The 12036-nt window shown below is 48.9% G+C and carries 7 protein-coding genes; 4 read left to right on the forward strand and 3 right to left on the reverse strand.

Annotated features, from left to right (window positions below):
- The first annotated feature begins 735 nt into the window (after window positions 1–735).
- The 3 genes from QUA53_RS10780 (at window position 736) to QUA53_RS10790 (ending at window position 5825) form a co-directional block, all read left to right on the forward strand.
- A complete protein-coding gene (locus tag QUA53_RS10780; protein ID WP_333097009.1) occupies window positions 736–2205 on the forward strand; it encodes an energy transducer TonB in 1470 nt (489 codons plus the stop codon).
- Window positions 2206–2376: 171 nt separating this feature from the next.
- The gene (locus QUA53_RS10785; RefSeq protein ID WP_333097006.1) at window positions 2377–3381 is read left to right on the forward strand and encodes a hypothetical protein; all 1005 of its coding nucleotides are present in this window, start codon (window positions 2377–2379) and stop codon (window positions 3379–3381) included.
- Between the two features lie 404 nt (window positions 3382–3785).
- Entirely contained in the window at window positions 3786–5825 is a 2040-nt protein-coding gene (locus tag QUA53_RS10790) for an acylase (RefSeq protein WP_333248839.1), read from the forward strand.
- A gap of 95 nt (window positions 5826–5920) precedes the next feature.
- Here QUA53_RS10790 and QUA53_RS10795 read toward each other — a convergent pair whose 3' ends face one another.
- From QUA53_RS10795 to QUA53_RS10805, 3 genes are all read right to left on the reverse strand, one after another.
- On the reverse strand, window positions 5921–7207 hold the full coding sequence (locus QUA53_RS10795; RefSeq protein ID WP_333097001.1) for an MFS transporter: 1287 nt from the start codon (window positions 7205–7207) through the stop codon (window positions 5921–5923).
- 234 nt (window positions 7208–7441) lie between these two features.
- Window positions 7442–8587, reverse strand: a complete 1146-nt coding sequence (locus QUA53_RS10800; protein WP_333096999.1) for a PepSY-associated TM helix domain-containing protein — start codon at window positions 8585–8587, stop codon at window positions 7442–7444.
- A gap of 204 nt (window positions 8588–8791) precedes the next feature.
- The gene (locus QUA53_RS10805) at window positions 8792–11581 is read right to left on the reverse strand and encodes a TonB-dependent receptor domain-containing protein (protein ID WP_333096996.1); all 2790 of its coding nucleotides are present in this window, start codon (window positions 11579–11581) and stop codon (window positions 8792–8794) included.
- Between the two features lie 126 nt (window positions 11582–11707).
- Between QUA53_RS10805 and QUA53_RS10810 the strand changes: the two genes are divergently transcribed.
- Complete coding sequence (locus QUA53_RS10810; protein ID WP_333096995.1) at window positions 11708–11848, forward strand: hypothetical protein; 141 nt, start codon at window positions 11708–11710, stop codon at window positions 11846–11848.
- Window positions 11849–12036 lie beyond the last annotated feature (188 nt).

The raw sequence follows: 12036 nt of genomic DNA on the forward strand, positions 1-12036 counted from the left end.
GCTCTGTTGAAAGATCGCAAGCTGCCTAATGCTGCAATTAGCCCGATGATCTAAGGCTGGTAAAGTTTCTGCGTCAAGTCGGCACAAGTGATTTAGACGGAGAATTGTTTCACTCAAGCACGATCGCACTACCTGTATGTGACTATCTTCGTCTTTACCCAAAATTCTTCTACTGCGATCGCGACCGAGAACGCGACCGATTTTTCTGCCAGTCCTTTTTTGCTAAAGATTTGCGTTAGAACTTGACAAAAACCTTCAATAACTTAAAAGATTCTCAACTAGGTTTCCACAAAATTCAGCCTTTGTCAAGCCATCGTCCACTCTTTAAAATAAATATTTATTATTAAAATATATTACTATATTAAGTCTACTTATATTTAAGTATTCTCTGAAAAGCTTGAAAATTTTGAAATTTGTTGGTAGAGTCCGGGCTAAAGTATTGTATTTAAGGCATTGTGGAAGGTTGCCCTGCCACAATGAGAACATTAACAGCACCTACGAGAGCGACGTAGGCGCACCCAAAGGAAATGCTGATTGGTAGCGTCTACTCGCTATATCAAAATAAAATAATGAAAATAAATTGCAAGAGTCTTGAAAAGGGTGACAGTCTTCTTATAGGATGGGTAGGTTCATAATTGATAGCAAGCTCAACCGGAAGTGGGTAGCTTGTTTCGGGTTATGTGGGGGAGCCAGCGAGGACGTTGCCAACCCATCCATCAAGGAGATTGATAAGGCATGAGTTTTTCAAATATTTCGGCGACGCACAGACAACAACAAGAAGAAGCACTCAAAAAAGTTCTGGCGATCAGTCTGTTAGGCTCAGCCTTACTGCACGGTGTCGCCCTACCGTTGAGCCTCAAGTTGGTTAAACCTGCTGAATTTGCAGAGGATCCCATTGAAGTTGTTGTGCTTGATGAGCCCAAAGTAGAAGAAACCCAGCCAGAGCCAGTTATTCCAGAAAAGGTATCTCCCCCACCTGAGACCTTCAAACCAGAACCGCCACCAGAGCCAACTCCCGCAGAGGAGCCACCCGTAGCAGCAACGCCACCACCGATTCCAGAGGAGCCACCCGTAGCGGTAACGCCACCGCCGATTCCAGAGGAGCCACCCGCAGCGGTAACGCCACCGCCGATTCCAGAGGAGCCACCCGCAGCGGTAACGCCACCACCAGAGATTAAGAAAGAGCCACCCGTAGCGGAAACTCCGCCACCAACTCCAGTGGAGCCTTCCCCTCTACCTAAACAAAATTTAAATTCCCCAGAAACTCCTAAAACGCCGATCGCCAACGAACCCGAAACCCCCTCCCCCGCTCCTCCAAAAAGCGAACCACCCGTTCCTGACTCCCGCCCCAAGGGCGCTGGGAATCCCCGAGACTTTACACAAGATGCTGGAAATCCTAACTCCTCAGACAGCCCTGAAAAAAATAACCCGCTCTCGTCGCCATCTGCTTCGGCGGGTAGCGGAGAGCCTTCCTCAGAGCCATTAAATCCTTCTTCCGGACCCATACAGCGATCGCCCGGGGCTGGGTCGCCAGTCACAGCTACTAGGCCAGGAGGCGGTGGCAATTCTGGAAATGCGATCGGAGGTTTAGGAAACCTTGCCTCTGGAGGCCCGGTCGGTGGAGGCCCGGTCGGTGGAAGCCCTGGAGGAAGTGCGTCGAACTCACTATCTGGCGCCAGCGCAAATGGGGACCTACCTTCCTCAGAGCCATTTGGCGATGGTTCCGGGCGATTGGGAAGATCGGCGACGGCTGGCTTACCAGGCACTGGAGGCGGAGGCCCGGTCGACGGAGGCTCGGTCGGCGGAGGTCCTGGAGGCGGAGGTTCTGGAGGCGGAGGTCCTGGAGGCGGAGGTCGTGGAGGCGGAGGCTCTGGAAGCGGTTCGGGGCCAGTGCAAAAACCGACAAATCCAGGAAGAGGGGGGCCTTCGCGCCCTCCCGGCGCGCCTCTGACCACTTGCATTAGTGGCTGCGGTAAACCTAACTATCCGATCGCAGCCAGAGAAGAAGGGCGCGAAGGCCGAGTGGATCTCATTTGTGACGTTGACCCCAACGGTAAGACATTCAACATCAAGATCTTGAGTCCTAGCAAATACAACGACTTGAATAAGGCAGCGATGAAAACAGTAGAAGAAAGGAAATATGCCCCATCAGAGAGTGGCTTTCAAGGAGAAAAAATATCCATTATCTTCGATCTCACTGACTAGGGATTATTTTGAAACTCTAGCAATTTGGCTGGGAATTCTATAGCACAGTCCAAGGAATAGCAAAGTTAAAAGTTGAATTTTTTGTGAATTATGAGTTTGGGAATGTCGTCAGCAATATTAAGTAAACTTCCGCGAGTTGGACTTGCTATCTTACTTGGTTCAAACTTGGGAATGGCTTTATTGTTTGCCAACCCTGACAGCGCAATGGCAGGAGTAATTACTTTACCCGATGGCGGACGTTGCGAGGGAGAATTGAGTGAAGGAAAACTCAGCGGTCCCGGCACCTGTCAATATGCCAACGGCGATCGCTACGAAGGCCAATTTCTCAACGGCAAACCTCACGGTCAAGGCATCTATACCTTTAAAGAAGAAGGTCGATACCAAGGAGAATTTGCCGATGGTGAATTCAACGGTCAAGGTGTCCGCGAATTTGCTAACGGCAACCGCTACGAAGGAACTTTCAAAAACGGTGAGTTCGACGGTACAGGAACTTTTACCTCAACTAACGGCATTCGTTACGAAGGCTCTTTTACTAATAGTTCTCCCAGCGGTCGAGGGGTTTTTACGTTCAGTAATGGCACTCGTTGCGAAGGAGATATTAAAGAAGGAAAAGTTAACGGCAAAGGCGTCTGTCAATATGCTAATAAGAACCGCTACGAAGGAGAGTTGCTGAATAATCTGCCTCACGGGCAGGGAATTTATACCTTTGCTGAAGGAGGCCGTTATGAGGGGCAATTTAGTGAAGGGCAGTTTCACGGTAAAGGGGTTCGCGAATATCAGAACGGCAACCGCTATGAAGGAGAGTTTGTGAAGGGCAACCTTCAAGGTCAGGGGTTATTTACTTTTAAAGAAGGGGGACGTTATCAAGGGCTCTTTGACAATGGAGAATTTAGTGGTGAAGGTGTCCGTGAGTTCGCCAATGGAAATAGCTATAAAGGCACTTTTGTCAAGGGTAAGATGAGCGGGAAAGGAGTTTTCATTTTTGCCAATGGCGATCGCTGCGAAGGCGAATTCAGCGATGGTCAGTTCAACGGCAAAGGTACCTGCATTTACGCCAATGGCGATCGCTATCAAGGTGAATTCCTCAACGGGCAAAAACACGGTCAAGGTTCTTATCTATATGCAGATGGAACGAAAGTTGAGGGAACTTGGCAACAGGGGCAGCTTAAAAAATAATCCTATAACCTATCTCGCCCTACTTGCTTACCCCCCTCCTCACCAATGACATTATGCGCTTTACAGCCGACACATCGGCGTTTTATAGCGCTTTTCAATTTGGTGAGCGTAGGTGAGGCTTTTCAATACCAGATCTGATTTACATAGGGTCTTTTTTCTGATTTTCTGGATTTCTCAAAGAGGTGTTATTTTTTTAACTGCAGATGGACGTAGATAGGTTAGCTTTTTGGGCATCGGATTTGGTATAGTTTTCTATCTCTCCATAAAATGGCTTTAAATCCTCGGCGTTTTGTTCGTGCAGCTTATTTAAAATGCCGTTATGTCTCATCAGTTTAACCCTAGCCAATTAAATTCCAGTGTTTCTAAAACTAAAAAAACAAACCCGACGGATTGTCTCGTTATTAATGAGTTTTATTTTAGTTTTGCTCCTCAATAATGGGCCTCGCTCCGCGCCTGAAATCGGCAATCAAATTCTTTGGGATACCTATGGAATTCCACACATTTACGGAGAGAATATTAAAAGCCTTTTCTACGCTTTTGGGTGGGCGCAGATGCAAAGTCACGGTAATCTGATTTTGCGTCTTTACGGGCAAGCTCGCGGGCAAGCTGCCGAGTTTTGGGGCGAAGATTATCTGGAATCCGATCGCTGGGTGAAAACTATGGGAATTCCTAATCGCGCCAATGCGTGGTATGAATCACAAAGTCCCATTTTTCGCAACTATCTCGATGCTTTTGTTGGCGGAATGAATGCCTATGCAAAAGAACACCCAGAGGCGCTCACCGAAGAATTAAAGATAGCATTGCCGCTCAAACCTGCAGATGTATTGGCACACGAGCAACGTGTAATCAATTTTACTTTTATAGTCGAGCCAGATAGCGTTGAAAATCTCGCTGAAAATGACACCCCTAAAGGCTCTAATGGTTGGGCGATCGCTCCTTCCCATTCTCAAAGCGGCAATGCTATGCTATTGGCAAATCCTCACCTTCCTTGGTCGGATTTATATTTATGGTACGAAGCGCAACTGATTGCCCCAGAAATTAACGCTTACGGAGCGACTCTCGTCGGATTTCCTGTATTAACGATCGCCTTTAATGACAACTTGGGATGGACTCATACTGTCAACACTCACGATGGCTGGGATGCCTACGAATTGTCCCTCGTTAACGATGGCTATCGCTTCAATGGCAAAATCCGAAGTTTTGACAGGGAAGAGAAGGTTTTAAAAGTCAAAGAAAAGAATGGGAATTTGCGCTCGGAATCTCTAGTAGTGCGACGTTCTGTTCACGGGCCGATTCTCACAGAAAAACAGGGCAAAGCGATCGCCCTGCGCGTTGTCGGACTGGATAAACCAGCAGCCCTCCAGCAGTGGTGGGATATGGCCCTCTCAAAGAATTTTTCTGAATTTGAAACCGCTTTAAAGCGCTTAGAAATTCCCATGTTTACCGTCATGTATGCCGATCGTCAGGGGCATATCATGCACTTGTTTAACGGTCAAGTTCCCATACGCAAAAATGGAGATTTTAAATACTGGTCAGGCACGATCGCAGGCAATACTTCAGAGACTTTGTGGAGCAAAAATCATCCCTATGCGGATTTGCCGCGCGTTGTCGATCCGCCCAGCGGTTGGTTGCAAAATACCAACGATCCGCCTTGGACGACGACGTTTCCCAGCCCGATCGCACCGGATAATTATCCCGCCTACATGGCACCGCGCGGCCCGATGGATTTGCGATCGCAGCGATCGGCAAAAATGCTCTTAGAAGATGAAAAAATCTCTTTCGATGAATTGATGCAATACAAACATTCCACTCAGTTAGAACTCGCCGATCGCCTCCTGGATGATTTAATTCCCGCCGCACGGCAAGGCAGTGAAAAAGCGCGCCGCGCTGCGGAAGTTCTCGCCACTTGGGATCGCAAAGTCGATGCTGACAGTCGCGGTGCGGTGCTGTTTGCCTTGTGGAAACAAGCGATGGATGCCGATCGGTTATTCGCTAAACCTTGGAGCGAAGATGCGCCGCTAACGACGCCAGACGGGTTGGCAAATCCTGCGGAGGCGGTGCAGGTGCTGGAAGCGACAGCAACCAAAGTTGAGGTAACTTATGGCGCGTTAGATGTGGCATGGGGGGAAGTCTTCCGATTGCCTGGGGAGGCGAATCTGCCTGCAAATGGAGCTGACGGTGATTTGGGTGTATTTCGCTCAGTATGGTTCGCTCCTGGGAAAGACAATCGCTTTCAAGCGGTTGCAGGCGATTCTTTTGTCGCTGCGATTGAGTTCTCGAATCCTGTGAAAGCGATGGCGCTAAACAGTTACGGCAACGCCACTCAACCTGGTTCCCCCCACGCAGGCGATCAGTTGCAGCTATTTGCTCGCAAGGAATTGCGCCCTGTATGGCGATCGCGATCGGAAATTGAAGCTCACCTGAGTTCGCGCCAGAAACTATAGCAGAAGGAAGAAGGAAGAAGGAAGAGGGAAGAAGGAAGAGGGAAGAGGGAAGAGGGAAGAGGGAAGAAGTTAAAAGACCTCTTTCCGTTTCCGCTTTAGCCATCGCGCAGCAGTCGGGAAGCATACCCACCGACTGCTACGAGCAATAAGCCTAGCGCGGAGATAGCGTATAACAAAGCCATGCCAGCACCGGCACCTGTCCCGATAATTGGGCCAAAAATAGCTGCTAAAAAACCGGACGGTTGCATGGCGGGTTCAAAGACGCGATCGGCAAGTGGCCCTGCGATCAATAAACCGATCGCTGACGCTAATTGCACGATAACTGCTCTGGTAGCAAAAACGCGCCCCTGTACCTCTGGTGGGACTTTCGCCAACCAGATCGCCTCGTTGGAACTGCCGAGGATGGGGAAATTGAAAGACGAACAAAATTGAGCGGGAATCCAGATGGAAAGCGCCTGACCGAAAGCAAAGACTATTTTACTCAAGCCCGCGCCTGCCATGCCGAGCAGGAAGCCCTGGATTCGGCGTTTGGGCCCGCCCCAAATACTGACGATCGATGCTCCTAAAACGCCGCCTGCGCCGGCGGCTGAAAGGATAGTACCTAGGATTCTGGCATTATTCCCGGTGCGTGCCAGAATCATCGGTGAGTAGAGGGCCGCGCCGATGTCGTGAGCAAACCAGAATAGCGAAACCGATACCAGCAAGGCAAGCAGGCTGGGACGCTCCACGATGTAGCGGAATCCGAAGCTGAGTTCTTGCAATAGGTGAAAGCGAGTCGGCTGGGGATTGGAGGCGATATTGCTCCGCAACGCTGGCGCGATCGCGGGCTGGGGTATTTTGACAGATACTAGCGTGGCGATCGCTATTGTAAAAGTTGCCAGGTCGATCGTAAAAATCCCGCTCAACCCGATCGCAGAATAGAGAATCCCCGCCAGTGTCGGAGCAATAATACTCGCACCGTAACTTGCCAAAAAACTTAAACTGCTAGCGCGGCTGTAATGCTTTTCTGGCATCATTGTGGCGATGGCTGCCGAGTAAGCTAACTGCTGAATTTGGTCAAAAATTCCGTTAATCGCAGCCGCTACATATATATGCCATATTTGCAGGTTTTGGCTGATATAAAGTAAGAGGATAGTGAGCGTTAACAAAGCTGAAACTGCATCACCGATTCCCATCAAAAATTTTCGATTCCAGCGATCGACGAGAATGCCAGCAACCGGAGCGAGAAAGATGCGCGGCAATTGAGTAAAAAACATCAACAAAGCCAAAGCTGTGGCTTGACTGGTGGACTCCCAAATCCAAATAGTCAGCGCAAACGCGGACATAGCGCTGCCAATCATCGAAGCCGTTTGTCCCAGCCATAGTTGAAGAAATTTTTGCATTAAATAGGCGATCGATAGGATTTAAAATTCAGAGAATCGGAGTTTTTAGGCAGGAGAATGACCGAAATCATCCAGGATATAAGCCCCCGGATTCATTCCGAAAGCAGACTCAGGACCCAGAAATAAAAAACGTGTATCCGAGAAACTTGCCCCCCGAATTTATCCGTGGGGTCAATGCTTCAATCTAAAATCTAAAATCGATTGACACCCGCATCAAACCGCTCGCAGCTCTCATTAAAACCAAGGCCATTGCTGGCTAAGGGGAGATAATTCTTCATATTGCTGTCTCGCCTCCTTGCGGTAAAATTTCGCTAAATGCCGCTGCCGCGACATCATTACACCCGTAACAAACAGTACAATTGCTGCTAATCCTGCGATCGCGTGTGCCAGCCGCAAGTAAATTCCGCCATAGCTGCCAATATGTAGCGGATAAAGCGAGTTGAGAATTCGATTTGCTACAGAAGCTGAATTTACACTGTCAGCCTGCAATATTTCGCCACTGTATTGGTCGAGATAAATGGTGCTAATCCCGTTTGGGTGCGGGTCATCGAGAAATTTTTTCCGTACCTTAAAAGTTTCTTCAGGTGTCAAAGGCAGAGAAATAAAAGTGGTTTTAGCTTCTGTCCAAACGGTATTAGCTTGCTGTAATATTTCGTCAAGGTTTTGCCTCGAACTGCTAGATTGGGGATGAGAAGTCAATGCTGGCTGTGGCTTTTCATTTGTTAGCCAATACAAAGCCGCTTCAACCGGCGTGTAAAAAATTATCGCTGTCCCTGTAGCAGAGATTAGTATGAGGAAAGCGACCGATACAATGCCAGAAACGTTATGTAAATCAAATACAGTCCGCTGCCAGTGCGCTTGCCAATCAATAGAAAATCCGCGAGCCAAATTGCGCCAACCACTCCACAATACCAAACCCGTAAAAGTTAGTCCTAGCATTACTAGACCGCAAGTACCGACAACAAGATGACCGAATTCTCCTCCCGCTAATTCCGCGTGCAACGTCAAAATAAAACCTGTAAAAGTTTGTTTCCCAAGCCGCGTACCCGTAATTTTTCCACTGTAAGGATTGACAAAAACGCTAACTATTTCCTCACTCTTTGACAGCATCCAAACTTGGCAAACTTCCTTCACTGAGCGCGGCAGCAAGATACTAAGAGCTTGATTTTGCGGATAAGCTTTTTCGACAATTTGCAGGACATTTTCCAGCGGTATCTGTTCGGATTGAGGAATGACTTGCAGGAGTTGGGGATTGAAGAGTCGCTCGATTTCGGGGCTGAAAACCAGCAAGCAGCCGGTTAAAGCTATTACTGCTAGAAATATTCCTACCACCAACCCCAAATACAAGTGCAGTTTGAATGCGAGTTTACGGAAATTCATCTCGAAATTTTCCTCGAAACCGTTAACTTTTCTCATTAAGGTAAAACCGATAGTCCGACCGGGTTTCAACCCCTGGCGAACTGGCGGACTAGCGGGTGGCCGCGAGGAGTGGCAGACTAACAGCTTAAATTGACACCAATGGGTTCTTGGAGTGTCCCTACGAGGGATATTGAATCTACCTCATAAAACTGCAATCTGCTGTAATTACCAGTTAAGGCGGTAATTAACACTGAGAGTCAAACCTCTGCCTGCATAATTAGAGCTGTCCGCGCCAAATCCAGCTAAGTATTGCGACAGCACGGGAAAATATTGATTATTCAATAAATTCTCCACTTTGACTTGTAGCAGCCCTTTTCCCAGTTGAATTGTGCTGATGTAATCCACTGTGAGATAGCTGCTAATTGGACCGCTATCTGAGCCGTCTTTAAAGGCTCGATCGCGATTTCCAGAATATAAAAACTGTAACCGATTGTTCCATCCCTGCAAAGTTTCGTTTTGGAGATAAGCTGTTAGCTTGAGCGGTGGAATTCGGCTGCTATCAAGCGCGATGTAACGGCCATTTTCGTCATATTCGCCTTGAATGTAAGTAGCCGTCCCGCCGAGTGACCATGCTCGTGCAGGTTGCCAATCCACAGTCCCTTCTAAGCCGTAAATGCGTTCTGGGGCGCGGATTAGTTCCAGGCGACCCGTGTTGCCAACCGGTTGAAAATTAACTCCTAGATCTGAGGTATTGTAAAAAGCGGCAAGCGACATTTGTACGGATTGCCACCCTCCTCGAATGCCAATTTCGTAGTTGTTGACTTTTTGCGGTTGAGTTACTTCTAACGAAGATTCTATTCCGACAAAATTGTCCGGAGGTTCGCGGAGGATGCGGCCGAAATCTGGAACTGAGAAACCTTGAGAAAAGTTGCCAAATACGTTGAAGTTGTCATTGAGTTTATAGACAGCCCCTGTATTAAATAGGGTGGCGTTAAATTTGCGATCGCCTCCTTGGATCTGGCGATCGTTAAAAGTGGTATAATCATTGACTTCTAACCCGATACGTTCGTGACGTATCCCGCCACTTAGAATGACGATATCGTCAATATTCCATTCCAATTGACCGAAAAGGCCAAGGCTGTTGTAAGTGTAAGGAGGAACGAAAGGACGCTCGGAGATTTTCCGGTAAACCCGGCCGCCACTTGCGTCAAATCTCTCCGTGTCGTACAAGTCGAAACGCTGTCTGCTATCTTCAGTAACATAGTCAGAACCCCAAGTTAATCGAAGATTTTCGGCGCGGGATAAAGGAGTGGTAATCGCCAATCTACCTCCTATCTGTTCGTTCTCGGCTCGCGAACGAGTAACGCCGAGAAATGGACCAAAGAACTCGGACGTGCGGTAATCTGAAGGAACACCTGAATTGGAATTTGTTCGATAGTAGATTTGACTTTGAAGGCTGCTGCCAAAAAGGTTTTGGTTGGTGTAACTTAGGTTGACCTGTGTACTTTTATTTCCCGGTGTTTCCCCGTCAATATCCAAATTTCCGGTTCGGATGGCGCGGGCTTTTTGCCGTCCTTCCTGGTCGTCAACCCTAAAGTCTGGAATCACATTGGGATCTTGGGTTTCCCGATAGTGATTGACAGTTAGTTGCAGCCGCTGTTCGCTGTCCAAATCTACCCCGACTTTGCCCATCACGTTGAAGAGCGTGCTGCTATCTCCGCCGAGTTCAAAAAAGGGAATACGATCGCCTTTGGCATCGTAAAAAGCTCCACTTCTAGAGAGCGAGACAGTGCCCGTCAGATCGAAATTGCCGGTTCGGCCAGAAATCGTCTGCTGAGCGTTAAAGCCTAGAGCATCATCTGTGTTTGTTAAAGCGCTACTGACTCCCACTTCAGTAACAGCAGTTAGCCTTTCCTCAGTTGGCCGGCGAGTAATAATATTAATCACGCCACCCGTAGCCTGAGCGCCGTAGATTGCAGTAGACCCCCGCACTACTTCAATGCGTTCGATCGCACTGGGGTCTATGTTTCTAAATTCTCTGCCAAAAGATTGAAGATTAGTCGTTTGTGGCACGCCGTCAATCAGAACGGAAACGTCGCGACCCCGCAAAGTTTGTCCATAAGTGGCCGTACTTTGAGTCGGGGGCGCGAAACCGGGAACCTGATTTGCCAAAGCTTCCCCGGTATTTCTCGATGACCCAATCTGCTGCTGAATTTCTTGTGAGTCTACCACCGTTATAGAGCGCGGCACGTTCGTAACTCTTTCTGCAGTTCGCGTTGCAGTGACGACGATTTCAATCGGGTTTCTCCCCACCTCTGGCGTTGCGGGTGGCTGTATCGGTGTTCCTGGTGGCTGTGCTGTAGGCGGTAAGGGTTCTCCGGGCGTTCCTGGCGGCTGTGCTGTAGGCGGTAAGGGTTCTCCGGGTGTTCCTGGCGGCTGTGCTGTAGGCGGTAAGGGTTCTCCGGGTATCCCTGGTGGCTGCGCTGTAGGTGGCAAAGGTTCTGCCGGTATCTCTACCTGCTGCCCTGTCGATGGCAAGGGTGCTGCGGGTGTCCCCGGCCGCTGTGTTGTAGGAGCCGGTGCAGGCGGGCGAGCAGTCATCTCCGAAGTGGGTTTTAAGCTGAGAATCAGACCCGCAGCACCCGGAATCACCCGTGCCACTGGTTGGCCCCTTTCGCCAATGACTTTGATTCGGATGCTGTTGTTATCTAAAGGAGTAACGGTGACAGAAGCAATTCCCGCCGCCGGCTTGTCTTGACGAAACTCATTTCCCCCCGGCAATCGCAGTTGAGCGGTGATGACATCAGCTTGTAAAGTTTCGCCAAAGCTGGCGCTGAAAACTTGTAGGGGCCTTCCATCTTCAGTGTCTAGGATAATTTCAATGCCTTCTGACGTGGGATTGAGGCGAACGCCTGTCACCTGCGCGATGTTGGAAGCGCACGCCGGCTGAGCGACTAACGCCGACACGACTCCTGCCAGCCCAAGGCTGCTTAGTAATTTCTGCGATCTATTCATTACTCTTTAATCAACAATTAATCGAACTTCGGATATGTGGTTTGCGTTGCTTGCACAACATGATTTGTGGCAGCGTTGCTGCTGTTCTCTGGCTCCTAAAACTGACCTGCGGAAGATACGACCCAGTTGTCGGGAGCAGTTCGAGCCGATTCTCCCGTCGCTAGTGGCCTTTGTCTGGGAATGCAGGAGGCGCGTGAGGGCGATCGCCTCAGTCAGGTGGCGCTCTGGACGATCGCCCGCGGTTGGCATCTTCCTCGGTTAAAGTAAGTAGTCGCCGGACGCTTAATGAGAAAGTGCCTTAATTAGATAACAGAGCACTTGCATCTGTCAAGAGTTAACTAATGAAAACTAATTGCATTTCAATATAGGGGGTTAAACCCCTCACTCTAGTGAGGTACCACTTGATTATTATGGTTTTTTGTCAGGGCTAGACAAACTACCGCCTAAAATGCTAT

Origin of the sequence: Microcoleus sp. Pol12B3 (genome assembly GCF_036701355.1) — a bacterium.
GTDB lineage: Bacteria > Cyanobacteriota > Cyanobacteriia > Cyanobacteriales > Microcoleaceae > Microcoleus.

Excerpts from the sequence above, each read along its gene's own strand:
- QUA53_RS10780 (WP_333097009.1), top strand. The coding sequence starts at position 736 with ATGAGTTTTTCAAATATTTCGGCGACGCACAGACAACAACAAGAAGAA.
- QUA53_RS10785 (WP_333097006.1), top strand. The coding sequence starts at position 2,377 with ATGGCTTTATTGTTTGCCAACCCTGACAGCGCAATGGCAGGAGTAATT.
- QUA53_RS10790 (WP_333248839.1), top strand. The coding sequence starts at position 3,786 with ATGAGTTTTATTTTAGTTTTGCTCCTCAATAATGGGCCTCGCTCCGCG.
- QUA53_RS10795 (WP_333097001.1), bottom strand. The coding sequence starts at position 7,207 with ATGCAAAAATTTCTTCAACTATGGCTGGGACAAACGGCTTCGATGATT.
- QUA53_RS10800 (WP_333096999.1), bottom strand. The coding sequence starts at position 8,587 with ATGAATTTCCGTAAACTCGCATTCAAACTGCACTTGTATTTGGGGTTG.
- QUA53_RS10805 (WP_333096996.1), bottom strand. The coding sequence starts at position 11,581 with ATGAATAGATCGCAGAAATTACTAAGCAGCCTTGGGCTGGCAGGAGTC.